Source organism: Streptosporangium canum (assembly GCF_900113865.1).
GTDB lineage: Bacteria > Actinomycetota > Actinomycetes > Streptosporangiales > Streptosporangiaceae > Streptosporangium > Streptosporangium canum.
In genome coordinates this window covers 1-25,185 of the sequence record NZ_FOQY01000022.1, presented here as the reverse complement: position 1 = coordinate 25,185, position 25,185 = coordinate 1, and the positions used below count along the sequence as shown (strand labels likewise).

At 66.8% G+C, this 25,185-nt stretch carries 28 protein-coding genes, 1 tRNA gene and 1 pseudogene; 6 read left to right on the top strand and 24 right to left on the bottom strand.

From position 1 onward, the window contains the following. Window positions 1-6 precede the first annotated feature (6 nt). The 7 genes from BM085_RS27505 to BM085_RS27480 form a co-directional block, all read right to left on the bottom strand. Window positions 7-405: a DUF4395 domain-containing protein gene (locus tag BM085_RS27505; protein WP_093889792.1), complete on the bottom strand. Its 399-nt coding sequence runs from the start codon at window positions 403-405 to the stop codon at window positions 7-9. A gap of 63 nt (window positions 406-468) precedes the next feature. Next, window positions 469-552, bottom strand: coding sequence for a putative leader peptide (locus tag BM085_RS47505; protein ID WP_352036913.1), 84 nt, complete (start codon window positions 550-552; stop codon window positions 469-471). Window positions 553-643: 91 nt separating this feature from the next. Beyond that, window positions 644-1,060 (bottom strand): TlpA family protein disulfide reductase, encoded by a 417-nt coding sequence (locus BM085_RS27500; RefSeq protein WP_093889791.1) that lies wholly within the window; start codon window positions 1,058-1,060, stop codon window positions 644-646. Window positions 1,061-1,232: 172 nt separating this feature from the next. Then, entirely contained in the window at window positions 1,233-1,997 is a 765-nt protein-coding gene (locus BM085_RS27495; protein ID WP_281249875.1) for an anti-sigma factor family protein, read from the bottom strand. Window positions 1,998-1,999: 2 nt separating this feature from the next. Further along, window positions 2,000-2,551 carry a sigma-70 family RNA polymerase sigma factor gene (locus tag BM085_RS27490; protein WP_177245299.1) on the bottom strand — a complete coding sequence of 184 codons (552 nt, stop codon included), beginning with the start codon at window positions 2,549-2,551 and terminating at the stop codon, window positions 2,000-2,002. Between the two features lie 9 nt (window positions 2,552-2,560). Next, window positions 2,561-3,241 carry an LmeA family phospholipid-binding protein gene (locus tag BM085_RS27485; protein WP_093889789.1) on the bottom strand — a complete coding sequence of 227 codons (681 nt, stop codon included), beginning with the start codon at window positions 3,239-3,241 and terminating at the stop codon, window positions 2,561-2,563. A 262-nt stretch (window positions 3,242-3,503) separates the two neighbouring features. Continuing rightward, window positions 3,504-3,755, bottom strand: a complete 252-nt coding sequence (locus BM085_RS27480; protein ID WP_093889788.1) for a MoaD/ThiS family protein — start codon at window positions 3,753-3,755, stop codon at window positions 3,504-3,506. A 206-nt stretch (window positions 3,756-3,961) separates the two neighbouring features. On the opposite strand from BM085_RS27480, the gene BM085_RS27475 reads away from it, so the two are divergent. After that, entirely contained in the window at window positions 3,962-4,675 is a 714-nt protein-coding gene (locus BM085_RS27475; protein ID WP_093889787.1) for a response regulator transcription factor, read from the top strand. Between the two features lie 69 nt (window positions 4,676-4,744). On the opposite strand, the gene BM085_RS27470 is transcribed toward BM085_RS27475, so the two are convergent. Continuing rightward, window positions 4,745-6,541, bottom strand: a complete 1,797-nt coding sequence (locus tag BM085_RS27470; RefSeq protein ID WP_093889887.1) for a bifunctional metallophosphatase/5'-nucleotidase — start codon at window positions 6,539-6,541, stop codon at window positions 4,745-4,747. A gap of 131 nt (window positions 6,542-6,672) precedes the next feature. Between BM085_RS27470 and mshD the strand changes: the two genes are divergently transcribed. Then, on the top strand, window positions 6,673-7,698 hold the full coding sequence (gene mshD / locus BM085_RS27465) for a mycothiol synthase (RefSeq protein ID WP_093889786.1): 1,026 nt from the start codon (window positions 6,673-6,675) through the stop codon (window positions 7,696-7,698). 191 nt (window positions 7,699-7,889) lie between these two features. On the opposite strand, the gene BM085_RS27460 is transcribed toward mshD, so the two are convergent. The 3 genes from BM085_RS27460 to dcd form a co-directional block, all read right to left on the bottom strand. Further along, the gene (locus BM085_RS27460; RefSeq protein ID WP_093889785.1) at window positions 7,890-8,894 is read right to left on the bottom strand and encodes an inorganic phosphate transporter; all 1,005 of its coding nucleotides are present in this window, start codon (window positions 8,892-8,894) and stop codon (window positions 7,890-7,892) included. After that, window positions 8,895-9,512, bottom strand: a complete 618-nt coding sequence (locus BM085_RS27455) for a DUF47 domain-containing protein (protein WP_012887642.1) — start codon at window positions 9,510-9,512, stop codon at window positions 8,895-8,897. It abuts the gene before it with no gap. A gap of 724 nt (window positions 9,513-10,236) precedes the next feature. After that, window positions 10,237-10,812: a dCTP deaminase gene (gene dcd / locus BM085_RS27450; RefSeq protein WP_093889784.1), complete on the bottom strand. Its 576-nt coding sequence runs from the start codon at window positions 10,810-10,812 to the stop codon at window positions 10,237-10,239. 109 nt (window positions 10,813-10,921) lie between these two features. On the opposite strand from dcd, the gene BM085_RS27445 reads away from it, so the two are divergent. After that, window positions 10,922-10,995, top strand: a tRNA-Gly gene (locus BM085_RS27445). A 101-nt stretch (window positions 10,996-11,096) separates the two neighbouring features. Here the strand turns inward: BM085_RS27445 and BM085_RS27440 are convergent. From BM085_RS27440 to BM085_RS27410, 8 genes and pseudogenes are all read right to left on the bottom strand, one after another. Next, entirely contained in the window at window positions 11,097-12,425 is a 1,329-nt protein-coding gene (locus tag BM085_RS27440) for a tyrosine-type recombinase/integrase (RefSeq protein WP_093889783.1), read from the bottom strand. Then, window positions 12,425-12,631 carry a helix-turn-helix domain-containing protein gene (locus tag BM085_RS27435; RefSeq protein ID WP_093889782.1) on the bottom strand — a complete coding sequence of 69 codons (207 nt, stop codon included), beginning with the start codon at window positions 12,629-12,631 and terminating at the stop codon, window positions 12,425-12,427. The genes BM085_RS27440 and BM085_RS27435 overlap by 1 nt, the downstream gene beginning before the upstream one ends. 12 nt (window positions 12,632-12,643) lie before the next feature. Next, the gene (locus tag BM085_RS27430) at window positions 12,644-14,305 is read right to left on the bottom strand and encodes a replication initiator (RefSeq protein ID WP_093889781.1); all 1,662 of its coding nucleotides are present in this window, start codon (window positions 14,303-14,305) and stop codon (window positions 12,644-12,646) included. Continuing rightward, window positions 14,302-14,451, bottom strand: coding sequence for a hypothetical protein (locus BM085_RS44665; protein WP_177245297.1), 150 nt, complete (start codon window positions 14,449-14,451; stop codon window positions 14,302-14,304). The genes BM085_RS27430 and BM085_RS44665 overlap by 4 nt, the downstream gene beginning before the upstream one ends. After that, a pseudogene (locus BM085_RS27425) lies at window positions 14,448-15,871 on the bottom strand (FtsK/SpoIIIE domain-containing protein). The gene BM085_RS44665 and the pseudogene BM085_RS27425 overlap by 4 nt, the downstream one beginning before the upstream one ends. 81 nt (window positions 15,872-15,952) lie before the next feature. After that, the gene (locus BM085_RS27420; RefSeq protein ID WP_093889780.1) at window positions 15,953-16,267 is read right to left on the bottom strand and encodes a hypothetical protein; all 315 of its coding nucleotides are present in this window, start codon (window positions 16,265-16,267) and stop codon (window positions 15,953-15,955) included. Beyond that, window positions 16,264-16,536 (bottom strand): hypothetical protein, encoded by a 273-nt coding sequence (locus BM085_RS27415; RefSeq protein WP_093889779.1) that lies wholly within the window; start codon window positions 16,534-16,536, stop codon window positions 16,264-16,266. The genes BM085_RS27420 and BM085_RS27415 overlap by 4 nt, the downstream gene beginning before the upstream one ends. Further along, window positions 16,536-16,961: a plasmid replication, integration and excision activator gene (locus BM085_RS27410; protein WP_093889778.1), complete on the bottom strand. Its 426-nt coding sequence runs from the start codon at window positions 16,959-16,961 to the stop codon at window positions 16,536-16,538. Before BM085_RS27410 ends, BM085_RS27415 begins: the two co-directional genes overlap by 1 nt. 173 nt (window positions 16,962-17,134) lie before the next feature. Here BM085_RS27410 and BM085_RS27405 point away from each other — a divergent pair, with 173 nt between their 5' ends. After that, window positions 17,135-17,641: a GNAT family N-acetyltransferase gene (locus tag BM085_RS27405; RefSeq protein WP_177245296.1), complete on the top strand. Its 507-nt coding sequence runs from the start codon at window positions 17,135-17,137 to the stop codon at window positions 17,639-17,641. Here the strand turns inward: BM085_RS27405 and BM085_RS27400 are convergent. After that, window positions 17,638-18,369 carry a GntR family transcriptional regulator gene (locus BM085_RS27400; RefSeq protein ID WP_093889776.1) on the bottom strand — a complete coding sequence of 244 codons (732 nt, stop codon included), beginning with the start codon at window positions 18,367-18,369 and terminating at the stop codon, window positions 17,638-17,640. The genes BM085_RS27405 and BM085_RS27400 overlap by 4 nt on opposite strands. A gap of 261 nt (window positions 18,370-18,630) precedes the next feature. Continuing rightward, on the bottom strand, window positions 18,631-18,921 hold the full coding sequence (locus tag BM085_RS27395; protein ID WP_093889775.1) for a hypothetical protein: 291 nt from the start codon (window positions 18,919-18,921) through the stop codon (window positions 18,631-18,633). A gap of 347 nt (window positions 18,922-19,268) precedes the next feature. Here BM085_RS27395 and BM085_RS27390 point away from each other — a divergent pair, with 347 nt between their 5' ends. Then, the gene (locus BM085_RS27390; protein ID WP_093889774.1) at window positions 19,269-20,561 is read left to right on the top strand and encodes an NsdA family TPR-like regulatory protein; all 1,293 of its coding nucleotides are present in this window, start codon (window positions 19,269-19,271) and stop codon (window positions 20,559-20,561) included. Between the two features lie 289 nt (window positions 20,562-20,850). Here BM085_RS27390 and BM085_RS43455 read toward each other — a convergent pair whose 3' ends face one another. Then, the gene (locus tag BM085_RS43455) at window positions 20,851-22,230 is read right to left on the bottom strand and encodes a hypothetical protein (RefSeq protein ID WP_143121092.1); all 1,380 of its coding nucleotides are present in this window, start codon (window positions 22,228-22,230) and stop codon (window positions 20,851-20,853) included. Between the two features lie 502 nt (window positions 22,231-22,732). On the opposite strand from BM085_RS43455, the gene BM085_RS27385 reads away from it, so the two are divergent. Continuing rightward, window positions 22,733-23,218 carry a hypothetical protein gene (locus tag BM085_RS27385; protein ID WP_093889773.1) on the top strand — a complete coding sequence of 162 codons (486 nt, stop codon included), beginning with the start codon at window positions 22,733-22,735 and terminating at the stop codon, window positions 23,216-23,218. A 323-nt stretch (window positions 23,219-23,541) separates the two neighbouring features. Here the strand turns inward: BM085_RS27385 and BM085_RS27380 are convergent, their stop codons facing one another. Continuing rightward, window positions 23,542-23,841, bottom strand: coding sequence for a helix-turn-helix domain-containing protein (locus BM085_RS27380; protein WP_093889772.1), 300 nt, complete (start codon window positions 23,839-23,841; stop codon window positions 23,542-23,544). A 353-nt stretch (window positions 23,842-24,194) separates the two neighbouring features. Then, entirely contained in the window at window positions 24,195-25,091 is an 897-nt protein-coding gene (locus tag BM085_RS27370) for an IS3 family transposase (protein WP_093889771.1), read from the bottom strand. Between the last annotated feature and the right edge of the window lie 94 nt (window positions 25,092-25,185).

The window sequence follows — 25,185 nt, the reverse complement described above, 5'->3', positions numbered from 1 at the left end:
CCGGGATTATCTTGCGGCGGGCAGTAAACGGCGAATGATCAGGAACATCTCGCAGCCGAGGCAGAAGCCGAAGGCTGCATTGAGGAAGGCGGCGAAGAGAGCCGCGGCGGTTGCGCCGAGGGCCAGCGGCGTGATCTGCGTGACATATCCGACCAAGCCCACCAGGGCGAAAGCGAGTCCGACCCCCTGCGCGAAGCGCGGCGGGGCGGCGTCCTCCAGCTCCCTGGGAGGGCTCTTCACTATCCCTTTGAAAACCATCCCGTACGGCGAGACGCCGAAGATGCTCAGTGCGAACACCACTGCCTGCGCGGCCAGCAGCCATGCGCTTCCTGTGACCAGGACGAGCGCGAGGACGATGGTCGTCACAACCGCCGCGAAGCGGAGAGCCCGGGGATCAGCCTGCATCGCTTGATGCTCCTGAAGGGGTGTGCAGATCGGTGCGGCTCGGAGGCCGCTTGAGATCGCCCTTTAGGAAGCGCGACAGAGCGCGGTGGTCACGCGGCAGAAATCAACCGCGCGCCGCTTCGTCAGCAGCTCTGTCGTGGGGTTCATGTCGATGACACTACCCCGACGTTCCGGGATCTGTCACATCCCTGTCCAATTCCTGAGACAAAATTGCTCAATGGGCGGTAGGGTTCGCCGCTTACTCGCCGACCGCGAGACCCAGGGCGCCGATCACATCAACCTTCCGTGGCTGACCGGAGGCACGTTTCACAACATGTCCTGACGCGTCGAGGACCAGCACGGTCGGAGTGCGCAGGATGTTCAGCGACCGGACCAGATCGAGGCGCGACTCCGCGTCGATCTCCACGTGCGCCACCCCCGGCACCATCTCCGTCACCTCGGCCAGGACCCGGCGGGTCGCCCGGCAGGGCTGGCAGAAGGCGCTGGAGAACTGCACGAGGGTGGCCCGCTCGCCCAGGTCGGCTTCGAGATCGCCGGACGTCAGCCGCTCCACGTCGCCCCTCACCTCGCGTGGCACGCCGCTGCGCCGCCGCAGCACCACGCCTGCCAGCGTCGCCGCGACGAGCGTGACGAGCACCACCGTCAATCCGGTCACAGAGCACGACAACACGCGGTCGCACCGCGCCATTCCCAGGCGGGCTCGCCCGCCACTGCCGCACCGCGCCGTTCTCGTGGGCGCGCCCGGCCTCCGGGCGGACGCGTCCGGGGGAAGGCCACGCCGGCCGGCTCGGACGGACCCGCGCTCAGCGGCTCGGACGGGCCCGTGCTCAGCGGAAGGTCGCGGTGACCAGCATCCGCCCCTTCGCCGTGACGATCTCAAACTTCGAGATGCCCGCGGGAGGGATCGTGGTGGTGCCGGTGAAGGCCCCGGAGCTGTCGTAGGCGGCCCTGTCGACGATCCAGTTCCCGGCCGTCTCCCGGGCCCCGCCGACGCCGATCACGTCCAGCCGGCACCGGGTGCCCTTGGCGACCCCGGTGAGCACGACCTTGAGCGTGGTCGCCTTCTCCCCCGGCGACGCGGTCACCGTGGCGTGGACGGAGTCGTTGTCCCCCCTGGCCGTCCGCTCAGCGGCGTCCCCCAGCAGGAGCCGCGCGTCGCCGTCGGGCGACGAGGGGGCGGCCCTCTCCTTCGCGGAGTAGGGGGACACCTCCTCGGCGAGACTGGGCCGGGGCGCGGACACCGCGGCGTCCTGGGCGGACCGGGGGGACTGGGTGACCGACCACAGGGTCCCGCCGAGCCCGACCAGCAGGACCGAGGCGGCCAGCGAGAGCAGCACCCGGGTCATCCGGCGGCGTTTGACCCTGGCGCTGAGCAGCCGGTCGAGCACCGCCTGGGGTGGGCTGCCCACCTGGGCCACGTCCTCCTCCGACACCCGTCCGAGGAACGTGGCCGCCCCGGTCAGCTCCTCGAACTCCGCCTGGCAGCCGGCGCACCCGGCGAGATGCGCTTCGACGAGCACGCACTCCTCGGGCTCCAGGGCCCCGAGCACGTACGCTCCGAGCGACATCCGTACTTCGTCACAGGTCGTCATCATCATGGCGCGAGCCCCCGCTCCTCCAGCGCCAGCTTGAGTGCCCGAAGCGCGTAATACGTGCGCGACTTCACCGTTCCCGCGGGGATGCCGAGCGCCTCAGCGGCCTCTTTGACCGACTTCCCCTGGTAGTAGACCTCGGCGAGCACCTCGCGGTGCTCGGGCCGCAATGTGGCCAGTGCCTCGGCGACCGCCCAGGACTCCACGGCCCGCTCCAGCTCGTCGTCGGCGGGCAGCACGGCGAGCGCCTCGGCGCCCGTCTCCGGCGGACGCGACTTGCGCGCCCGGTGCTGGTCGACGACGAGGTTGCGGGCCACCCTGAACAGCCACGCGCGGATGGGGCGCCCGCTGAGAGCGTCGGGATGCCGCCAGGCCCGCAACAGCGTCTCCTGCACGACGTCCTCCGCTCTCCCCGGGTCACCCGTCAGCCGCAGCACGTAGCCGTAGAGTGGCCCGCCGTGTTCGTCGAAGAGTGCTCTGACGAGCTGCTCGTCGGCGGTTCCGGCTTGACTCACATCCTCACGACGTACGGCGGGCCGGATCGGTTCGGACATGGGAGCGTCTCAGCCGTGGAGCGGGACGTCGGACGCCTCGCCGGAGACCTGGAGGCCCTGGGGCACGATCTTCACGCCGGTCACCTTGAGGTTGAACGGCAGGTTCTTGATCGGGATCCGGTAGGAGATGAACCGCTCCGGCTGGGGCACCGGGATGCCACCGCCCAGCGTGACCTGCTCGGGGACGAACCGCACCCCGTCCTCGATCAGCTCGATCTTCATCTTGGCCTTCGCCGGCACCTTCCGGCCCAGCACGGTGATCTCGCCGGTGACGTCGAGACCGTCACCGTCGACCGCGACCTTGATCCCGCGCGGGGCCCTCTGGTTCAGCGTCTTCAGGGAGACCACCACGACGCCCGCCACGCGCTGGGCGCGTATGTCCACCTGATCGGCGTGGAGCATCAGGTCCTCCAGCGGCGCGGTGACCCCGTAGAGGGTGAAGTCCACGCTGGACAGCTCGACACCGGCCAGGTTCATCGCGCCCGCGGCCACCTTGACCTCGTCGTACCGCCCGGCGACCGCCTGGGTCAGGAAGGGGATGCCGAGGATGGTCACCTCGGGCGGGGTGGCGAGGTCGTACTTGGCGGTCGCCCTCGTGGCGATCTCCCGTTGCACCCCGGTGACAGCGACCCTGTCCAGAACCGCGAGGAGAACGAGCAGCAAAACCAGAAAAGCGGCCAGCTTTCGCATCCGACTCCCTGTTCATTCCCTTGATCCGGCCAGCGTGCCATCGCAGCACATCCCCCGGCAATGTTTTCCAAAACGCCCGACGGCGGCCGTGTCCATCCGGAATCTCACAGAATCCGTCCTTTCCCGCCCGGCCGCACCCGCCCTTCCCCGCCGGGCCCTCCGCGCCACATCCGCCCTTCCCCGCCGGGCCCTCCGCGCCGCACCCGCCCTTCCCCGCCGGGCCCTCCGCGCCGGCCCTGCCCGGATCCGCCCGCCACGGTGGTCAGCCCCCCGCGAAGGGGGGCAGCACCTCGACCGTCGCCCCGTCGGCGAAGACGATCGTGTCGTGCGCCCGCTTGCCCACCGGATCACCGTCCACCAGGAAGGACGAGCGCCGGATCACCTGACTCAGCCTGTCGCGGCCGACTGTGACGTTCGTCATCAACTCGGCCAGCGTCGCCGCCTCGAAGGGCTCCTCGGCGACGCCCGCGGCGTCCTTCGCAGCCGCCCAGTAGCGGATCGTGCCCCTTGCCATCTGTGCACCAACCCCTCTGACACACGCACAGTTACCGCGCCATTACGATGAATCCACCAGGGAAACGCGTGTTCACCACGTGGACGCTCACTGGACGCTTCATCCTTGTGGGCTATCCTCACCTACTACGGGACCTGGGCGACGTAGCCCCCGGGTCCTTACGTGTTTGTACGGCTATTGCCGGCATGACGCGGGAAGGAGGCATAGTGAGCAATCTCCTGCTGCTCACCAACGCCCTTGAGCCCTCGACCGAGGTGCTTCCGGCGTTGGGGCTGCTGCTGCACTCGGTCCGGGTCGCGCCGGCGGAGGCGGCCGCGCTGATCGACGCCCCGCCGGCCGACGCCGTCCTGGTCGACGCGCGCCGTGAGCTCGTCCACGCCAAGAGCCTGTGCAGGCTGCTGCGGACCACGGGCATCGCCTGTCCTCTCCTGGTGATCGTCACCGAGGGCGGGCTGGCCGCGATGACCGCGGAGTGGGGCGCCGACGACGTGATCCTCGACAGCTCCGGCCCCGCCGAGGTCGAGGCCAGGCTCCGGCTCGCCGTGGGCCGGCTGAACATGTCGGCCGCCGAGGAGGTCCCGGACGAGATCCGCAGCGGCGACCTGTCGATCGACGAGGCCACCTACACCGCCCGGCTCCGCGGCCGCGCGCTGGACCTGACCTTCAAGGAGTTCGAGCTCCTGAAGTATCTGGCGCAGCATCCCGGCCGGGTCTTCACCCGCGCCCAGCTCCTGCAGGAGGTGTGGGGCTACGACTACTTCGGTGGCACCCGGACCGTGGACGTCCACGTCCGGCGGCTGCGCGCCAAGCTCGGCGCCGAGTACGAATCACTGATCGGCACCGTGCGCAACGTCGGCTACCGCTTCGTCCCCGAGCGCGGCAACGAGGCCGCCGAGGAGCGCGAGCCCGCCCGCCGCTAGGCCCACCGGGCGCCGGTCCGGTGGGCCTTCCGCGTTGAGCCTTCCGCTACGGGCCGGGAAGGAGCCGGGTCAGGGGACGACGGTGATGTGGTTGGGGACCGGCGGCGTGATCGACGGGTTCGCGGCGAAGTGGGCGGCGAAGGCGTCGATGTCGAGCGGCCCGCTCCACAGGTCCGTGCTGTCCTTGAAGGCCAGGAAGGCGTCGCCTCCGCCGACGAGGAAGTTGTTGGCGGCGACCCGGATGCTCTGGCCGTCCGTCACGTCGACGCCGTCGATCTTCAGGTTGGAGACCTTCGAGCCCCACGCCGCGCCCGTGCTGTAGGTGTAGGTGAGGTTCGACGACGGCTGCAGGATCTTGGTGAAGGGCTGGGCGTTGGGACCGCCGGTGAACTGCTGCTCCAGAACGGTCTTGAGCTGCGCACCGGTGAGCGTGACCACCTGCATGAGGTTGTTGAACGGCTGCACCGTGAAGGCCTCGCCGTAGGTCACCACGCCGTCGCCCTCACCGGCGGGAGAACCCGCGTAGGTCAGGCCCGTGCGGACGCCGCCCGGGTTCATCAGGGCGACCTGGGCGTTGCCGCCGGTCTTGGTGGCGGCGAGCTGGCCGTCGGCGATGAGGTTGCCCAGGGAGGACTCGCCGGACGGGGACCCGGTGTTGGTGATGTCGGCGGTGATCCTGCCGATCGGCTTGTTGGCCACCGGCGCGACGCGGTCCTTCCACGTCTGGACGAACGTGGAGATGTCCGGGTCCGGGATGACGGTCCGGGTCACGACCTGATTGTCGGCCACGACCGAGGAGCGCACGACGTCACGGGTCCTGACGTCCACCTGGAAGTCGACCTTGGTGATCACACGGCCGAACGAGCCGCCCTGGCTGTACAGGCGCGCGCCGCCCTTGGGGTCGGGGACCGTGCACAGGTAGGCCTGGTGGGAGTGGCCGCTGAGGATCATGTCGATCTCGGCGTCCACCTGGGTGGCGATCCGGTTGCCCGTTCCCGGCTGGGCGCTGCAGGCGTCGGGCGACTGGCCCGCGGTGACCTGGTCCCCCTCGTGCACCAGCACGACCTGGGCCTTGACGCCGACCAGCTTGAGCAGCTTGGAGGCGACGTTGGCCGCCTTGACCTCGTCGATGAACTCCAGGTCCTTGATGCCCTCGGAGGTGACGATGTTCGGGGTGCTCTGGGTGACCAGGCCGATGAAGCCGATCGGCACGCCGTTCACCCAGCGGACGGTGACCGGGGGCAGCGCGGGGATGCCGTACTCCCTCAGCAGCCCGCGCAGCGAACTCGTGTTCTGACCGCCGAGCGCGGCGAGCGCTTCCTTCTCGGCGGACGCGTCCGGCCGCTTGAAGATCACGTTGGCGCCGAGGTAGCTGTAGTCCGCGCCCTTCCACTCGCCGGCGGGCGAGCAGCCGTCCACCGGGTGGCAGCCGCCGCGCATGATGCGCCGGAGCTCGGCGTAGCCCTCGTCGAACTCGTGGTTGCCCACCGCCGAGGCGGTGACGCCGAGCTTGCCGAGGAACTCGACCGACGGCTCGTCGTGGTAGGCCGCGGAGATCAGCGGGGTGGCGCCGATCAGGTCCCCCTGGGCGACCTTCAGGGTGTTGTTGTCCGACAGCTGCTTGAGGTGGGTGGCGACGTAGGCGGCGCCGCCCGCCTCCACCGTGGCGCCGTTCTCGTCGACCATGCGGCCGGAGGAACCGGTCGGCGGCTCCAGGTTGCCGTGGAAGTCGTTGAGGGAGAGCAGGCGGACCGGCACCGTCTTGGCGGGCTTGTTGCCCGCCTCGGCGGGTCCCATCGCGAGCACGAGACCGGCCCCGGCGAGGACGCCGGCCATGGCCAACCGCTGGAAGGAACGAGACATCATGAACCACGACATTAAAGCGGCAATCTATGCAAGGAATGTCCGAGAGGTAACGATTAATCCGTCCAGAAGATGGCGGCTTTTGCCAGTCCCCGATGATCCGATGGTGTCCGGGCCCGCCTAGAGTCCAGAACATGAACGCGCGTGTGGAACACCGGGGACGACTTGACGAGCGAGAGGTGGCCGCCGTACTCACGGTGGTCGAGGCCGCCACGGAGGCAGACGGGGTCAGACCGCTCAACGAACACGTGATGCTGCACCTGCGCTACGGCGGCGACGAGCGTGCGGGGGCCGTGCTCCTGTACGTCGGGGACGACCTGGCCGGCTACGCGCACGTGGATCCGACGGACCCGGTCGAAGGACCCAGCGGGGAGCTGGTGATCCACCCGGCCTTCCGGGGGCGGGGCCACGGGCGGCGCCTGCTGGAGGCCGTACTGGACCGGACGGGGGGACGGCTGCGCCTGTGGGCCCACGGCGGCCACCCGGGGGCCGAGGCCCTCGCCCTGTCGACGGGCTTCACCAAGATCAGATCGCTGTGGCAGATGCGCCGCTCGCTGTTCACCGCGATCCCCGGCTTCGACCTGCCCGACGGCGTACGGCTGCGCACGTTCGAGCCCGGGTCCCCCGACGAGGAGGACTGGGTGGCGCTCAACGCCAAGGCCTTCGCCCACCACCCCGAGCAGGGCGCGTGGACGCTGGAGGACCTGGAGCGGCGCGAGCAGGAGCCGTGGTTCGACCCCGCGGGCTTCTTTCTGGCGGAACGCCTCGCCGGACCCGTCGGGGAGGGTGACGGCGGGTCGGCGTACGAGGGCACCGCGGACGGCGGGCCTGCGGACAGCGGGCCTGCGGACGGGGCGCTCAAGGGTGAGGGCGGCAGCGCGGACGGGGACCGGCTCATCGGCTTCCACTGGACCAAGGTGCACGGCGACGGCGGCCACGGGCACGAGCCGATCGGCGAGGTATACGTGGTCGGCGTCGACCCCGCCGAGCAGGGCGGCGGGCTGGGCAGGTCGCTCACCCTGGCGGGCCTGTCCCACCTGAGGTCACGGGGCCTGGCCCAGGTCATGCTGTACGTGGACGAGAGCAACACCGCGGCGATCCGCCTCTACGAGAAGCTGGGGTTCACCCGCTGGGACGTCGACGTCATGTACCGGAAGTGACGTCCGGTGCCGAAGACGCCGGGAATGGCGCCAGAGATGACGTCCGGTGCCGGAAACGACGTGGGAGGTGACGCCTGACGCCGGAAACGACGTCGGAGATGACGCCTCGCGCCGGAAACGGCGGAACGCCGGCCGGGAGACCCCGGCCGGCGTTCCACGGTGACCACTCACCTGTGATCACCCGACCGTGATCACTCGACCATCCAGTGGAGCGCGTAGTAGGACAGCGCGGCGACGAGCGCGGCGGCCGGGATCGTGAGGATCCAGCCGGTCACGATGTTGCCCGCGACGCCCCAGCGCACAGCTGACAGCCGCTTGGTGGCACCGACGCCCATGATCGCGCTGGTGATCGTGTGCGTGGTGGAGATGGGGGCGCCGAAGCCGATGGCCGCGGTGTAGAGAACGGTCGCGGCGGCGGTCTCCGCGGCGAACCCCTGCGGAGGGGTGAGCGCGATGATCCGGCGGCCGAGGGTCCGCATGATCCGCCAGCCGCCGGCGTAGGTGCCGAGGGAGATGGCCGTCGCGGCGGAGAGGATGACCCACTGCGGGATCGGATCGCCGTCGTGCTGGAAACCTCCGACCACGAGCGCCAGGAAGATCACACCCATGGTCTTCTGCGCGTCCTGCAGACCGTGACCGAGAGCCATGGCGGCGGCCGAGACCGTCTGCGCGTGGCGGAAACCCCGGTTGGTCTTCGCGGGCTGGGAGTGGCGGAAACCCCACAGGATGGCGATCATGATGATCGCGGCCAGGGTGAAGCCGATCAGCGGGGAGAGGACCATCGGAATGACGACCTTCTCCACCACGCCGTCCCAGTGGACGACGCTCGACGAGGCCAGCGCCGAGCCGACCAGACCGCCGATCAGCGCATGACTGCTTGAGGAGGGCAGACCGAAGTACCAGGTGATGAGGTTCCAGACGATGGCGCCGATCAGGCCGGAACCCACGATCACCAGCCCATGGCTGCCTTTCGGGGCGTCGATGATGCCTTTGCCGACGGTCGCCGCCACCTGCGTGCCGAGATGGGCGCCCAGGAAGTTCATGGCCGCGGCCATGAAGAGGGCGGCCCTCGGCGTCAGCGCGCGCGTCGAGACCGAGGTCGCGATCGCGTTGGCGGCGTCATGGAAGCCGTTGGTGTAGTCGAACGCCAACGCCACGACCACCACGCCGATGACGAGTGCGAGCGTGAGGTCCACTTAGCTTTCCTTGACCGCGATCGACTCGATCGTGTTGGCCACGTGCTCGAAGGCGTCGGCGGCCATCTCGAGCTGATCGATGACCTCCTTCATCTTGAGGACGGTCAACGCGTCGTACTCCCCGCCGAAGAGCTTGGCGAGAAGGCGGCGGTAAACCTGGTCAGCCTGGTTCTCCAGCCGGTTGATCTCGATCCAGTACTCGTTCAGGTTTCTCATCGAGCGCAGCCGGGGCATGGCCTCGGCGGTCAGCTCGGCGGCCCGCTCCAGCACCTCGACCTGCCGGACGACCTCTTTGGGGAGGTGGTCGATCTGGTACAGGACGATGAGGTCGGCGGCGGCCTCCATGTAGTCCATCACGTCGTCGAGGTTCGACGCGAGACGGTAGATGTCCTCGCGGTCGAAGGGCGTGATGAAGCTCTCGTTGAGCCGGTTCATGATCGCGTGTGTGCGTTCGTCACCGGCGTGCTCACAGGCGCGCATCTTTTCGGCCAGGGCTTCCCTGTCCGATCCGTCGCTGATGATCTCTACCAACAGACGGGACGCTGTGACGAGGTTGTTCGCCGAGTCGGCGAACAAGTCGTAGTAGCTGTCCTCACTAGGCGTGAGACGCAGGCGCACGTCGTTCTCCAGATGTGCGGGGATGGTCCGCAGAGAAGGGTACGGGTTACCAGCGGAAATACGAACTTCACCCGCTAGACGCCTACTCTTCCAGTTGTCGCTACCCGGCATATACCTTGCGACACTCAGCTTGAGGGAGCCTTGGCGGCATCTTTCCGATGACCGTTTTGCTGGTTTTGGCCATGTTATGCCGAAACTGGTCACGTATGAGCCCCTGCCCGGCGCGATGATCGACGTGTCGCCGGCCCCGCCCCGTCCCGCTCGCCGTACCTCGCCGCATCCGCCGACCTCCAGGGCCCGCCAAATGCCAGGAATCGCTGGACACGGGGCCCGCGACGGTCTCCGGACCCACCGCGACCCGGGACGCCGCCCTCCGCCCGGAAACCTCGGGCCCCCGGGATACGACACCACCGCCGAGGACGGGCTCCCGAGACGCCACAGTGATTTCCGTCACGACGCCCGGGGACGGCCTGGACGACCTCGAAGGGCGACCGCCATATCCACCTGTCCTGAACTTGAGGGGCGGCCGCCATATCCACCCGCCCTGAACTTGAGGGGCGGCCGCCACCCTCACCCGGCCTGAACCCGGACCCGGGATTGGCCCCCGCCCGCCCCAGATGGGCCCTCACGGCCCTCACAGCCGAAAGCCCGCTCAGGTGAGCGGGGTCTCCCACAGGCCCTCTGTGGGCCTCCTGGGGCCCGAGTGCGCTCAGATGCGGGTGCGTCAGATGCGGGTGCGATGGAAGTTCAGGTAGGAACGGCTCGGCGTGGGTCCGCGCTGCCCCTGGTACCGCGAGCCGTACTTCTGCGAGCCATAGGGATGCTCGGCCGGCGAACTGAGCCGGAACATGCACAACTGACCGATCTTCATACCGGGCCAGAGCTTGATCGGCAGCGTCGCGACATTGGAGAGCTCAAGCGTCACATGCCCGCTGAACCCCGGGTCGATGAAGCCCGCGGTGGAATGGGTGAGCAGACCGAGCCGCCCCAGCGAGCTCTTCCCCTCCAGCCGGGAGGCGATGTCGTCCGGAAGGCTGATGACCTCGTAGGTGCTGGCCAGCACGAACTCCCCAGGATGCAGGATGAACGGGTCGTCACCCTCGGGTTCGACCATCCGCGTGAGATCGGGCTGCTCGATCGACGGGTCGATGTGCGGGTACCGGTGGTTCTCGAAGACCCGGAAATAACGGTCCAGACGCACGTCGACGCTGGAAGGCTGGATCATCTCCGGCTGGAATGGGTCAAGCCTGACCCTGCCGGACTCGATCTCGGCGACGATGTCACGATCGGAAAGCAGCACGTGAGGCAACCTACCAACGCCGCGCCCCCCGGCAGACCGAGAAACTCCGCTCCGCGGACTGCGAGAGTGGCCCGAGTTTCCGCTACAGTGGTGGACGCGGCAGACCGCTGCGGGTGTAGTTCAATGGCAGAACATCAGCTTCCCAAGCTGACAGCGCGGGTTCGATTCCCGTCACCCGCTCCATGTTCGAAGGCCCAGGTCAGGGATTGATTCCCGGCCCGGGCCTTGATTGTTTTCTGGGATGGTTGATCTTCGCGTGCCATTAGCGTGCCATTAGCTCTCGATCAGCTCACCGGGGTGAGCATTCCAGCCGGGCCGTCCTCGTCGTCCCCATGTTCGATGATCTGCCGGTCAATCGCGTCCGTGATCGTCCTGTCGGCGCCCCGTACGGCGTGCTGATAGATCATCGCCGCGCGCACATTGTCGTGTCCCATCCGGGCCATCAGATCCTTGAGCCCCGCACCGGATTCTGCGGCGAGCATGTTACCCGTGTGGCGGAGATCATGGAGGTGGAGACCGGGGAGACCCATCTCCTTGACCACGTCCACCCAGCGCGTACGGGTGTTGAAACCGCTGCGCCGGAGCGGCCCGCCCTTGGCACCGGGGAAGACGAGCGCGCCGGGATCGTCTTGGACGTAGGTGGCCAGGTGCTCCCGCAGCGCCGGAATGACGCCCTGGGGAATGCCGACGATACGCCGGCCCGCCTTGGACTTGGGCGGGCCGAGGACCAGCTCACCCGTGGAGCGCTCGACGAAGGCCGCCCGGATGCGCACCGTCCCAGCGCCGAGGTCGATGTCACTGCGGCGGAGCGCGCTCACCTCACCCCATCGCAGACTGGCGAAGGTGGCCAGGAGCACCAGGGCGCGGAAGCGCCGGTCATGGACGCAGTCGGCCCGGCCGTCCATCCCCATCTTCCACAGCGTCCGCTCGGCCTCTGCTCGCGTGGGGAAGACCTCGGGATGGGTGCGCATCTCGCCGTGCCGCTGGAAGCGCAGCCGGTAGGCGTTGTCCTTGAGCTTGCGGACGTTGCCCACCGGACGACGGCCCACAAAGTCGGCCAACTCGAAGACCTGGGCCACGGTGAGCACCGGGCGCTCCTGGGCGTGCTCGTCGCCTGCCCCGCGGATCCGGCACGGGTTGCGCGAGATGATGTGATCCTCTTCCGCAGCCGTCATCAGTACAGCCCGCAACAGCCGGTACGCCTTGGCCGCCATGGAGACCGAGACGCCGTTGCCGAGCAGATCGGCCCGCCACTGCCGAATCATCGCGGTGGAGAGCTTGCCGAGCTGGACCCCACCCAGGTACGGCGTGATGTGCTTCTTGAGAAGCCAACGGTAGAGATCGACAGTGCGTGGACGCAGGCCCGCACGCTGGGAGATCCAGGTGTCCGCGTAGTCCTGAAGCTTGACCTTCCCGCGATCAGGGTCTGTCCACTCCCCCTTGATGATCTGCGCTTCAATCAGCGACAGCGCCCGTTCGGCGTCGCTCTTGCGCTCGTAGGTGTCGGAGCCGGTCCGCATCCGCCCGTCCGGGCCGGGATACCGGATCTGGAAGCGTCCGGACGGAAGCTTGCGGATACTGCCGAAACGTCGGTGACCATCCCTGTTGGCCATCAGGCCGCCTTTCCGGTGACATCGTGGGTCGTCAGGGGCTCGACCGTCCCCGCGACGACGAAGGCGAGCAGCGCGGACTCCCGGATGCGGACGTGTCGGCCGACCTTCACGAACTCGATCCGCCGTTCCGCGATCAGGCGGCGGACGAAGCGTTCCGAGGTGTGGAGCAGTGCGGCGGCCTCATGGGCCTTGAGTAGTTCGTCCAATGCGTTCTCCTGTCAGGCGGCCAGTGAAGTTGCCGAAAGATCTGGTTGTCCTGTCGCTCTCGCCTCTGCCTGCTGCATGGCCATGCGCCATCGCTGGCGTTCGGCGATCTGGTTGAGCAGACGACGGGCACGGGGTAACAGGTCGGGATCACCGGCCTGGACCGGCCGCCACGCGTACTGGTCGGCGGGCCGCTCGTCGGTGAGGCCGAGGACTTCCATCACCCAGGCCCGCCGGTCCTGCTTGTGCTCGCGGAGGGTCTTGCCGGACCACTTGCGGGAGACCAGGACGCGACGGCCCGCGTAGCCGAGGTGTTCGGGTTTGTGAGCCTTGGACCGGCAGGCACCGGGCCTCATGCCCGCCTTGGCGTTCTTCGGCTGCACGCCGTACCGCAGCCAGTTCGGACAGGTCGGCGAGCACGGCTCGTAGCGCAGGACGTCGGCCAGGCGTTGCACGTGGCGACGCTGGGTCTCGGTCTCGGGAGCGTGGCAGTCACCGACAGACTTGGTCAGGTACTTGCCGAGGTAGCGGATGCACTGGTCGGCGTCCGGGGTCCCGGCCAGCACGCCCTGAACGTCCACTTGGACGCCGAAGCGCAGCACGTGAAACGGTTCGGCCTCCTCGTCGGTGTCGGGCCGGTCGAGGGCCTGTTCCCAAGTGGGCAGCAGCTCCCCCGTCACCGGGTCGAGGTAGTCGCCGGCCTGCCGGTCCGGGTACGGCTCGGCGTGCTCGGGTCGGTCCGTCCAGACGGGCAGGTGATCGCCCTCGAAGACGACCGTCTCGACCGAGGGCCACCACACCTGGTGGTAGGTCGCGGCGGCGATGGCCTTGACCTCCTTGCGCGGCAGGGTTCCCCGGACGGCCATGTGAAGGTGCGGGGCGAGCCGCCGCTGTGGTTCGACGGAGGAGAAGTACTGCACGTCGTAGCCCGCCACACGGCGGAGGTTCTGCACGAAGCGGTCCAGGAGCTTGGAGAAGTGCAGAGCGTCCCGTGCCGCCCGGACGTAGTCATAGGTGCTCGGGTCGACGGGTGTGCCGTCTTTCCGCACCCTGCCGTAGCTGGGCAAGGTGAGCGTGACGAACAGCGACGGCCGGTAGGTCGTGCCGTCCGGGGCCGTGTAGGTCTGCCCCACCGTCCGCGCCTCATGGGGCCGTTTGGGAAGGTCGGGAGCATCCTGCCGACGTCGTGTGGACCGCGTGCGCTTGGGCCTGTCGTCGGGCAGGACATCGCCCCGGACCCCGACTGCTCTGATCTGGGCGTCCAGGTCGGCGATGACCGCGTCGATCTCGGCGGTGGAGTCTCCGGCCTTCTCGACCCGGTCACGTGCCGCCTGGAGGTCCGCCCGCTGTTCGACGAGCCGCCGCTGTTCCTCGTCGGGGCCGCTCTTGACGACGACCGGCTCGTTGTCGAGGTGCCAGCCCTCCCGGCACTGGGCCATGCGGAGCTGCCGGTTGCGCTTGGCGCAGCTCGGGCACTTGCTCTCCAGGGTCGCGCCACACGGCACGTCGACGATCTCCGCCTTGCCGGTCGCGAGGTCGATCCGCTTGAGCGGCACCGGCCGAACGCAGACGCCGTTCTGTACGGCCACTGCCTCCAGGACCTCCAGGGCGGAAGGTAGAACGGTCTTCACCAGCCGAGCCGGGGACTCCGGGAGCGTGGTCTGAGCTTCGGTCATTCGCACTCTCCGATCTCCGGGAACGCGAGCGCCCGCTGTCCGCACTCCCGGCACTCGACCAGGCCCCGCACGGGGTCGAGCCAGAGCGCGTTGAGGGTGCCGCAGACCGAGCAGCGCAGGTTGTCGAGGAAGTGGGCCAGGGTCATGCAGCCTCACCCCCGACGAAGGCGCGAGCCATATGCCGGATGTCCTCGTCGGAGACGTAGGCCGCGCGGACCCGGATCGGGTCGGGGCTGGTTTCCAGGCGGACGAACCCGACCCCGGCGCCGACCTCAGGACGTGGCGAGATGAGATCGGCCAGTGCTCCCCGGTCGCGTGCTCCGTCGCCGAGGACCATGTCCACCTGTTCGGACTCGTCGAGCCGGAGCGCGATCTTGTCGGGGAACAGGTTCCGGATGTTCATGACCTCCTTGCGCGGGTCCTGCAGAGCCGCAAGGACGCCGACGCCGACCGCCCGGCCTTGGGTGGTCAGGGTGGCGAGCACGGCCGTGATGCGCTGCCGTAACCCCTTGTCGGACTGGTAGGCGGTCAGGAACGCCACCTCGTCGACGATCACCAGGACGAACGGGTCCTCCACGGTCGGGACATGGTTGCGCTGAACCCCGGCGAACCGGGCCGCTCTCTCCTGCATGACCGAGACCGCCTCGTCGAGCAGGTCGGCACACTCCTTGGGAGAGGCCGCGTACCGGCCACCGAAGATGGCCCGGCCGTAGGACAGCTCCATGAGCTTGGGATCAAGTGCCCACAGCTCCACCAGCCCGGCCCGGACGGCGGGGAGGAGCCCACGAATCGCCGACCAGATGACGGACCCCTTGCCTGCCCCGGTGGCCCCGGCGACCAGGACGTGAGTCCCGTGAACCTTGAGCCGCCATGGCTGTCCGTTCTCCTGCATGCCGATCTCCACCGGGCCGACTGACGGTGTCTCGGGAACGGAGACGGCCGGAAGCGGTACGGCCAGCGGATCGCACCGGGGAAAGGTGAGCAGCAACCGGCCGGCACGTGCCACGGTGACCCGGCAGGAGACGGCGCCGAAGCCGTGCGCGAGGTGTTCGGTCCGGTCGGCCCAGTCCTTGACGGCCTGCCCGCTGAGCATCTTCACCGCGACCACATCGGCCCACGAGGTGCAGGAGACCCCGACGAGGCGGGGTAGGTAGTCCCGGCCGCGCACGTGCCGTCCGAGACCGGAGATGATCATTACGGGTTGTCAGTGCCGCGGTAGACCCAGACCAGGCGCCACCAGGCCAGCAGCCGCCAACCGATCCAGTGGTTGAACGAGGCCCGGTCGAAGAACGCCCAGGGGATGAGGGTCGAGACGGGGAGGGTGGTCACGGCCAGGGCGACGCGCCAGCCGTACAGGGTCCAGATCACGCCGGGAACGGCGACGACGGCCGAGGCGATCGGGTGGCGCCAGAGCAGCCGTACGGCGCCGGCCAACAACCGCCAGACGAAAATGACGACGGTGAGAATGGCCGGGGTCTGGAGGACAGCCGGGCGGAAGACGACGGCGGTGTCGGGGGTGGTGGAGACGAGGTGGTGTGCCTCGTCGCCGGGCAGTTTTTTGAACATTAGGCTTGAGCCCTCTCTTGATTCGCATCCGGGGAGATGAGGGGCCGCCGGAAGGACCAGTTCCAGCGGCCCCGTCTCATGTCAGGCCGCGCTCTCGTCGGCCTGGTCGGGGTGAGTCGGCTGTTCGGTGTGCAGGCGTTCGCATTCGGCCAGGTAGCGTGCGGCGGCGTCGGCGATCTCCCGGGCGAGGGTCACGTCTTCTGCGGTGACCGGCCCGGCTCCGGTGGTGGAGATCGACACCTGTCCCTCGGGGCTGTAGAAGTCCAAGGTCGGCCGCGTGCTGTCGACGCCCAGCACCATGACCTGGAGGTATGGGGTGTAGAAGGCGATGTCGAGCCGGGTGACGCCCTCTCGGATCGCTGCGGTGACGTGGGTGGACGGCTTGCGTTCGCTCATGCCGCCACGCCCTGTCCGTTGGGCAGGCCGTGAAAGGAGCGCTCGACCGAGCGGGCGAACTGGTCGGCCTCGCGGGCGAGTTGGCGGGCGAAATCGACGTCGGCGGCGGTCACCAAGTCACCGGCCGAGGTAGTGACCAGGACCGAGACGGCTCCGAAGTCGAGCGCCAGGACCGGCGTGCGGGTTGGGTAGGGGTGGCTGGTCGCGCGGGCACCGCGACCGGTGTTGAGGTTGATGATGCTGACGCGGTGGTTTCTGCGACGGGTCATCAGGCGACGTCCTTTGCGGGGGTGGCGGTGTTCTTAGCGGGAGCGGTACCGGTGCGGGGAGCGCGCATCGCGCGGACCTTGATCGAGTAGGCGAGGCGTCCGGTGCCGTTGACGTAGGGGGTGACGGTGAGGTGGTCGAACTCGACCGGAGTGAAGGGCAGGCCCGGCATCGGGGCCGGGGGCACCGGCTGGACCGGGGCGAGGATCTTGACGGCCACGGTCTTCTGTCCGGGCTTGACGGTGGGGTCGGCGTCCATGACCGCGACCTGCCACACCAGCTCTCCGGTGGTCTTGTCGCGGGCCTGGACGAACCGGCCGTTGGTGGAGGCGTCGAAGTCCTTGACCGGCTCGACCTCCCCCACGACGTAGCAGCCGTGTGGGAAGACCTGGTCGAAGCTGACGGGGATGGGTCCTTGCAGAGCCATGATGGCACTCCTCTTGCCGAGTGACAGGCACTTAACCTATCAAGTGATGCTCTGAGAGTAGGCCGCGAAACTTGCTAGGTCAAGTGCCTAGGAGCAGGGAACACCCCTCTAACTGTTGCGACAGGTACATCAAGAGCCTTCCGCCCCAGACGTCGCACTGGAAAACTGGAGCCGTGGACGACGGGGTTGTGCGCTTGGAGCCGTGGGGCGATGAGGAAGCGGCCTGGTATGCGGAGACTGTGTGCGACCCAGAGATTCAGCGCTTCACTACCGACTCGCCGACTCTGGACGCCGCACAGGTCCAAGCCGCTATCAATCGCCTGCGCAGCGCCGACAAGGAAGAGGGCTTTCTCATCCGTGACGCGGCGTCTGGCGCGCCTCTGGGCAACATCGCCTTGACCCATGACGGGCAGGCAGGAGAGGTGTCTTACTGGCTGGCGCCCGAGGCCCGGGGGCAGGGAGTAGCGACCCGAGCTCTGGTCTTGTTCACTGCGTGGATCTTCAAGAACACCACGTTGACCGAACTCCGCCTGCGCGCGCATCAAGACAACGTGGCATCGCAGAAAGTCGCCCTACGCGCGGGTTATCGGCGTGATCCACAGCGCGACGGTCGCCAAGAGGCCAAAGGCGTGGTTTGGCCCATGCTCGGCTTCGCGTTGGCCCGGCCCGAACTGGCCTAACTCAGCGGGTATGCATCCTCCAGCTCATGGCGGTCAGCGGGGAGCAGGACCTCCACCACAGCCAGGGTCTGACCGGAGGCGTCTCGGACCGCGCCGTAGACGGCCAGCAGCGGCGTGTTCTTCGGCATGCCGAGTTGCCTGGCCTCCTCGGTGGCGGGCATGCGGGCGGTGATCTGCTCCACGATGTGGTCGAAGCGCACCCCCTTGCGGGACTGGAGGTGCTCGCGAAGGCCCTGCGGGAGCGGTTCGGCGCTGGTCAGGTCGGTGCCCTCGGACAGCTCCAGCGGCATCCACACCGAGACGACCTCGGTGGGTTCGCCGTCCCGGCTGACCAGGCGCCGGCGTAGGAACGCCTTGGTCTTCGGAGCGAGGCCGAGCAGGGCGGCGATGCGGTTGGGTGCGGCTACGGCCGCCGCTTCGATCACCTCACCGGCCGACGCGGTCTCCGGGGCGGTCAGGTAGGCCTGTCCGGGGCGGGGTTGTTCGGCCGAGGCCATCGCCGGTCGGCCGCGCACGAACCGGCCCTTGCCCTGCTGGGAGTCGATCCAGCCCTGTTCCCGCAAGACCCGGAGGGCGGCGACGACGGTGGGCCGGGAGACGCCGAACTCGTTGATGAGCTGGTTCTCACTGGGCAGCAGCGAACCCGGAGGGTAGTCCCCCGACTCGATGCGCCGTTGCAGCGCCTGCACGAGCTGTGCGTACTTCGGCGGTACGGACTCTAGCGACATTACGACCGTCCATCACCCGACAGGTTGTTTTACCAAGTTAGAGCGTAACTTGGCTTTCCTCACCTGTCACGCCACCGCCGACAGGCAGACCGGAGAAAACAAGAGGCCCGGCAGGCAGACAGCGGGGGAAGGCGTGCGCTACGGGGGCGGGCTGCACGCACCGGCCTGTCTGCCTGCCGGGAGATGAAAGGCGCGACGGGGCAGGGGTAACGCTCCCCGGACCCCTCCTGACCGGGAAGCTCACCGCCCCGCCGCGCCCGCCTACAGACCGACGTAGTCGGCCAAGATCTGAGCAGCGCCCGGCACGTCGCTCACCGGGTGGCGCTTCTCCGCGGACTGCCAGGAGAAGTAGGCGCCGCCGTAACCGACGAACACCCACACCGGAAGCCCCACCTGCGGCCGAGGGATCATCAGCGCGCTGTCGTTGTCGCGCAGCTCCGCCCGGACCCCGAGCGGCAGCAGCGCATCACGTAGGAGAGCGAGGAGAAGAGCCTCACTCTGCTGCTGCCGTTCGGACAGATGGGCCGCAGCCGCCTGCATGATCGGATTCATCTCACGTTCCCTTCGGCCCGGCCGCTTGCGAGGCAGTCGAGACATTGCTGTTCTCCGTACGTCTCGTGGTCATCGCTGCTCTCGCCGAGGAGAAGGGCACGGCGCGAGCTGCGCAGCTTGGTTCCACGTCCCCGGCACGCGGGGCAGGGGCGTGTCTCGCTGGTCTCGTCTGGCCGGGTCACCGTCGCCATCTCCTCGTTTTGATCCGCGCTCCCTGCGGCGGAAGGCGGGCTGACGTACCGTGGTTGCTTGATGGCAAGTCCACCGGCAATTCACGAATGGCAGGACCCCCGAAAAGCCCCCCTTCTTTCCCCCTCTTGAGCCCCCAGCCGCGAGGAAGACCCGAGATGCCAGACAACATCCCGAATGTCCAACTCCGAGCATGGCGCAATGAGCACCGCCTGACGCGCGCCGAACTGGCCGACCGGATCAACACGACGCCGATCGGTATCAAGGAGTCCCTGGCGTGCGATGAGGAACGCATTCGACGCTGGGAGGCCGGGGAGGTCAGGTGGCCCCATTCTCCGTACCGGATCGCCATCACCCAGCTGACCGGACTTCAGCCCGAAGACCTGGGATTCCGGCCGAACAGGCGCGGAGCCGGCCAGCTCATCGAGGCCACCAGCATCATTCCCATGGACGCGTTGCGAGCCGAGGCCGACCTGTACGGCACCATGGAACTCGCCCAGCAGCTCCAGGCGTCCGACGTCGGAACCAGCACGCTTGAAGCCCTCGCCGAGGCCGTGGATCTACTCTGCCGCGCCTACCCCGTCGTTTCAGCCGCCACCTTGCGCGACCGCACACAGAAACGTCTCGCCCAGGTCAACGGCCTACTTGGTGGACGGATCACCCTCGCCCAGCACCGCGAACTCCTCGTCATCACGGGATGGCTGACGGCCTTGCTCGGGTGCGTTCACTACGACCTGGGAGAACGTGAGGAGGCCGAGACCGCCCGCCGCGCCGCCTACGAGATGGGCCGCCAGGTCGGACACGGCGAACTCATGGGTTGGGCCTACGAGATGTCCGCGTGGTTCGCCCTGGTCGAGGGCCGCTATGAGGACGTCGTCACCTCCGCCCGCATGGGCCAGGCCGTCGCCGGCCAATCCAGCGCTCAGGTTCAACTCACTCTGCAAGAGGCCCGCGGACTGGCCCGAATCGGCGACCGCCGCGAAGCCGACAAGGCCCTCACCCGCGGAGCTGATGCCCTCGCCAAGCTTCCACTTCCCGGAACCCCGGATCACCACTTCGTGTTCGACCACGCCAAGTGGGTCTTCTACGCCGCCACCGCCTACACCTGGCTCGAAGACAACGACCGGGCCGAAGAACACGCTCTGGAGACCATCCAGATGCACACTCGTCCGGACGGCACCTCCAATGCCCCCATGCGCGTGGCCGACGCCCGCATAGACCTCGGCATCGTCCACGCCCGACGCGGTGACCTCGATGCTGCAGTGGAACAGGGCATGGCCGCGTTCGACATCGAACGCCGATCTCTAACCGACCTTGTCAATCGAGCCGGAGACCTCGACCGCGTGCTACGACAACGCTACCGACGCGAAGCACTTGCTGAGGAATTTCACGAGCGCTTCATCGCTGCCCGTCGAATCCTTAGCACGCGCCACCCTGAACTGCTCGACTGATATTAAAATATCAGCGTCACAACAATCATAATTAATAGAATTGTAGATGTGCCCTCTATGTAAGCAGTCTCTAATTGGCGTCGGATTTATTAGCTAAGACAGGAATTATATTAAAAGTTATTTTAGTTAGAGCTGGCGGGCCTGCTTCTCCCCAACGCGCCAGGCGTACTGAACACAGTCGACGTGGAGTAGCTCGGCTGGGTGGAGCCGTAGGTCCGCCTGGAGTGTTCCCCGCCCTCCGACCAGGTCGACCTTCACGGGCCGTGACGACAGTAAGAAAAGAACCCAGTCATTGATTCGCCAAAATCACCTCCATTGCCAACAGTCGAACCAGTTCGACATCGGGACCCAGCGATTCAGCTTCACCGCTTTGAGGAAGAAGTACGCGAGCGTCCCCAAAACGCGGATCGTCTTTCGCGTGAACAATGCGATTTCGTATCTTGTATACACGGTCTGCAACTTGCTCAAGAACTGTTGACGTCTTATTGTTGAGGTGTATAGCAGGAACTGCTTCGATCGGCCCTTTATTGGCGAAGTGATTATTCCAGGGCTTTTTCAGAAACGCCACAACTTCATCTTCGCGCACACATTCGGAAATTAGAACACGAAATTGATTCCCTTCGGACGTGTTTGTTACTCTTTCGACCACCCCAATCAACTTGCTAATCTCCTCATCATCCCTCTCGTTAAAACGGTGGTCGAGCAATATGCGTCGGACGTCTCTAATGGCGGTACGTCTAACAGTCTTCGACATAAAGTACTCAAGAGCTTGGTAGTAGTAAAGGAAAGCGAGGGGATAGTTACCTGGAGTGAGGCTCGCTAGATTGAAGAGCGTTGCCACTTCCGATTGAAGAGTGATTGAGGGAAATCTCGCCTCCTCCTGCAACTTTAGTTGGCGGGACTTTTGGCGTCGAGCGTCCTGATCAGACTCGCGACGCCGAATAGCAAATACTAGGCCATTGCGTGTATTCAGCTCATACAGGAAGGAGTGAAGAACGCGTTCACACTCTGCTTCGATATCCTCAGGTTCCGCAGGTCCATTCAGATAAACCTTTAGAGTGAGCTTAACTCTGTTGCGCCATTTAAGCGTTAGCGCTAAAAACAAAGGTGTATGATTGGATAACTCTATGCAGATATCCCCTCGCCTGTCATATAGGTGTATCCGCGCATCTTCGTATCGACTCTGCACACTTTTGAATTCTGACGAGAAATGAAGCGTTCTTGCTGGGAGTATTCGGACCGGATGAGCTTCATCACTGTACTGACACTCTTCCGAAGAGCTGTGCATCATTTTACTTAGTTGACGACCTGCCCCTGTTCCCGAATATAGATCTAGCGCAACTTCAAGAAACCCCAGATCTGGCACTGAATATCCAACGTAAAGCGGATGGTCGACAATTCTCCAACCTAATTGATCCCGAAGTGTCTCTACGTGCGAGCGCGGCATGGTACGCCTTGGAACAAAGCCGCCGCTCAGAGGCTTCAATTCTATATCGTCGCCACTTACCGCTATAGCCCCAAGCCCACGCTTAGCTAGTTCAGCACTAATTTCACTTTCCACATCGGTTAGCATCTCTTTTTGTTTCGAGGTTGAGGGAAGTGGATCTTCTACCTCCATAAATGCTGCATCATCCGTAGTCATGTCTAGTGAATCCGACTCTTCAGTCATTGACCCCTCTGCTTCCTATATCAAGCGTTAGCAATCCAACTACAGGACATCATCGACAAAAGGCGTGTCAGAAGCGACGTCTGTTGCCGAATTGTTCTCATAGGTATCAAGGCGGCGGCGCGGCGCGCCGCCGCACGGCCCGCCGCCCGAACGCCGCCCGAGCGTGCGGCGTGGGCGCCGGTCTCGGCCGGCTGCGGGACCACGGGCCGCCCGCCGCACCGCCCACCCGCCGTACTCGGCCATTCATCGCCGCACTGAGGGCCGCACCGCCGCCCGGATGCAGCCCTCCCGATCGCCTGATCCTGGCTGGTCTCCGTACAGGGTCGGGGGCGATCGACGGTCCGGGACTTCGTTCCTCAGCCCCGACCCACCGGATACCTCATCCTCTGGCGGTACAGGCTCGCGTATCGATGATCAGAAACTGTCGTCCCCGCCTGCTTCAATCCACGTCGAGACATACCGATCGATCCACACGGATCAAACCGAGAAGAGGCTGAGATCGATGGGAGAACTCATCGCGTACCTGCTGGAGGAGGTCCATGACGATCCCGGGCGCTGGATGGTGGTCGACGGTGCGGTCATCAACCACAAGGAGATGGCCCCGTGGGAGCAGGAATGGGGGCGGTATGAGGACTGGATCGAGGTCGGCCCCAATGCCCTGGTCTGCGATACTCCCCGGGACATCACAGCACATGTCCGGCTTGAACTATGGAGCGATCAACCTCCCGCACCTAAATCGGCTTGGGACCGCTCATGGACCGGCGAGATCTTCTTCCGGTCGGGAAAGATCCAGCTCAGGGGGTTCTACAACGGGGAGTGGGGCGTGCACGAGGTTTTTGACCTCGGTCACCGGGATGCCACGTGGCTCGTTCGGGCACAGCACAAGACATTGGAGAATGATCGGGAGACCGACTTTCCTCGCGACATCTACCGAGCCGATATCTACAAGTTCCAGTTCTGGCGGCCGATCCTTCAGCAGGGGAGCTGATTGGCAGTCATAAGAGGGACAGAGCTAGCTCTACCACGGAGCACTCCGAGTCCGGATGTCGTGCCCGTCGCGTGCACGTCAGGAGGGAGAACAAGAGGGACTCACGGGGAATCACGGTCACTCGACCCGCTCCCCCGTAGGTCAGCGTTTCGCCAGGTCAGTGTCCAGTCGCGATAGAGGCTTCCCAAGCTGACAGCGCGGGTTCGATTCCCGTCACCCGCTCCACTTCAAAGGCCCAGGCCAAAAGCTTGATCCCGGCCCGGGCCCTACTCATTTTCGGCGCTACTTCGACGCCTCATGATCCTGAATGCCGCCCCAGCGGATCAGCTCGCCTCTCGTAGCGGCTGGAACTGGACGCTCAGCCGCATCTCCAGAGCCTCTGCGAGCCGCTCCAGCATCGGGATGGTCGGCATCGTCCCCCCTGCTTCGAACCGTGCCACCGCCGGCTGCTTCAGCCCAGTGCGCTCGGCCAGCTCGGCTTGAGTCAACCCGAGCTGCTCACACCGCAGCCGTACCGCCTCACCCAGCTCGAACCGGATCCTGGCCGCCTCGTACGCCGCCCCGGCCCCAGGACGGCTCATGACCTCAGCCTTCTTGTCGGCCCAGGTCCTGCGCTCCCCCATGCCGCTCACTCCTCATCTGCAGTACGGGCCTCAGCTATGCACCGCTGCATGGCCCGCCACGCACGCTCGATCTCGGCGGACTCGCGCATCCACTGCTTGCGGAACTGGCAATCCCCTCGAACCGTAGAGACTTCCGATGTGGTGATCTTGCGTTTTTAGGATCTTTCTAGTGCGCCGTGCGTCCTCGCTGGGGCAGGCCCCGGCCTGCCCGCACTCGTGCCCCACGGGGCCGCAGAGGTCTCCGGGGTCAAGGGCGGCCGAAGGCCGTCGCGCAGCGATCGCGTCAGCGCCCCTTGACGCCGGAGTAGGCGGCCCCGGACGCTGCGAGGCGCTCGCTGGAAAGTCGTGGCGGCTCATGCCGCCTCCCTCGTCGGCCGCGTAGCGGCCTGCTGTTGTTCGTACTCCACCGGGCAGCACATTCCGTTGGTCGAGTGCAGCCGCATCGTGTTGAAGTCGTCGACCCAGACCGCGACCGCGCGGCGGGCCTGCTCACGGGTGGCGAACGGGCCCAGGATGCGAAACAGCTCAAATTCCAGGCTGGAAAACAGCGATTCGGCGGCGGCGTTGTCCAGCGCGGAGCCGACCCGGCCCATCGACTGAAGGACGCCCATCCGCTCACACGCTGCCCGGAAGTGCCCGGCGGTGTACTCACTGCCCTGATCGGAGTGCAAGACGACGCCGCCGACCATGCCACCACGGCTGGCCACGGCCATCTGCAGCGACGCGACAGCCAGCGCCGCGTCATGATGGGTGCTCATCGCATAACCCAGGATCCGGCGGGAAAACAGGTCCGAGACCGCAGCCAGATACAGCTTGCCCTCACCGGCGGGAATCTCGGTGCCGTCCGCGCACCAGCGCATGTCCGGCGCCATCGCGGTGAAGTTCCGCCCCAGCCGGTCAGGCGCGCGCCAGCGCCCCTTGCCCGGCCGAGTGGTGTTCTTACGCCGCCGCTTCGGGCGAGCCGCCAGGGCCTGCCGTCGCATCGAGGCGGCCACGGTGTTCTCACTCACCCGCCATCCGGCCTGGCGCAGCCGCACGGTGACCCGCGGGGAGCCGTCCCGGCCGCCCCTCTGGCGGAAGACCGCCGCGACCGCGGCGTCCAATCGTTGCCGGCGCCCCGCACGCGCCGACAGCCCACGCGCACGCCACTTATAGAACCACGCCTGCGACACCCCCAGCGCCCGGCACGCGGTCGCGTGCGAAACACCGTGCTCGGCCCTCTGAGCGGCGATGAAAGCGGCCACCTTCACCGGCCCATCGCGTCCTTGACCCAGAGGGCCACCGAGCGTTTGAGCACATCACGCTCCATCGCCAGCTCAGCGACCTCTCGGCGCAGCCGGATCA

Excerpts from the sequence above, each read along its gene's own strand:
- mshD (WP_093889786.1), top strand. The coding sequence starts at position 6,673 with ATGAACGCGCGTGTGGAACACCGGGGACGACTTGACGAGCGAGAGGTG.
- BM085_RS27490 (WP_177245299.1), bottom strand. The coding sequence starts at position 2,551 with ATGTCCGAACCGATCCGGCCCGCCGTACGTCGTGAGGATGTGAGTCAA.
- BM085_RS27420 (WP_093889780.1), bottom strand. The coding sequence starts at position 16,267 with ATGAGCGAACGCAAGCCGTCCACCCACGTCACCGCAGCGATCCGAGAG.
- BM085_RS47505 (WP_352036913.1), bottom strand. The coding sequence starts at position 552 with ATGAACCCCACGACAGAGCTGCTGACGAAGCGGCGCGCGGTTGATTTC.
- BM085_RS27390 (WP_093889774.1), top strand. The coding sequence starts at position 19,269 with ATGCCAGACAACATCCCGAATGTCCAACTCCGAGCATGGCGCAATGAG.
- BM085_RS27400 (WP_093889776.1), bottom strand. The coding sequence starts at position 18,369 with ATGTCGCTAGAGTCCGTACCGCCGAAGTACGCACAGCTCGTGCAGGCG.
- BM085_RS43455 (WP_143121092.1), bottom strand. The coding sequence starts at position 22,230 with ATGACTGAAGAGTCGGATTCACTAGACATGACTACGGATGATGCAGCA.
- BM085_RS27385 (WP_093889773.1), top strand. The coding sequence starts at position 22,733 with ATGGGAGAACTCATCGCGTACCTGCTGGAGGAGGTCCATGACGATCCC.
- BM085_RS27440 (WP_093889783.1), bottom strand. The coding sequence starts at position 12,425 with ATGGCCAACAGGGATGGTCACCGACGTTTCGGCAGTATCCGCAAGCTT.
- BM085_RS27485 (WP_093889789.1), bottom strand. The coding sequence starts at position 3,241 with ATGCGAAAGCTGGCCGCTTTTCTGGTTTTGCTGCTCGTTCTCCTCGCG.
- BM085_RS27380 (WP_093889772.1), bottom strand. The coding sequence starts at position 23,841 with ATGGGGGAGCGCAGGACCTGGGCCGACAAGAAGGCTGAGGTCATGAGC.
- BM085_RS27395 (WP_093889775.1), bottom strand. The coding sequence starts at position 18,921 with ATGAATCCGATCATGCAGGCGGCTGCGGCCCATCTGTCCGAACGGCAG.
- BM085_RS44665 (WP_177245297.1), bottom strand. The coding sequence starts at position 14,451 with ATGACCCTGGCCCACTTCCTCGACAACCTGCGCTGCTCGGTCTGCGGC.
- BM085_RS27505 (WP_093889792.1), bottom strand. The coding sequence starts at position 405 with ATGCAGGCTGATCCCCGGGCTCTCCGCTTCGCGGCGGTTGTGACGACC.
- BM085_RS27495 (WP_281249875.1), bottom strand. The coding sequence starts at position 1,997 with ATGACGACCTGTGACGAAGTACGGATGTCGCTCGGAGCGTACGTGCTC.
- BM085_RS27415 (WP_093889779.1), bottom strand. The coding sequence starts at position 16,536 with ATGACCCGTCGCAGAAACCACCGCGTCAGCATCATCAACCTCAACACC.
- BM085_RS27430 (WP_093889781.1), bottom strand. The coding sequence starts at position 14,305 with ATGACCGAAGCTCAGACCACGCTCCCGGAGTCCCCGGCTCGGCTGGTG.
- BM085_RS27410 (WP_093889778.1), bottom strand. The coding sequence starts at position 16,961 with ATGGCTCTGCAAGGACCCATCCCCGTCAGCTTCGACCAGGTCTTCCCA.
- BM085_RS27480 (WP_093889788.1), bottom strand. The coding sequence starts at position 3,755 with ATGGCAAGGGGCACGATCCGCTACTGGGCGGCTGCGAAGGACGCCGCG.
- BM085_RS27470 (WP_093889887.1), bottom strand. The coding sequence starts at position 6,541 with ATGATGTCTCGTTCCTTCCAGCGGTTGGCCATGGCCGGCGTCCTCGCC.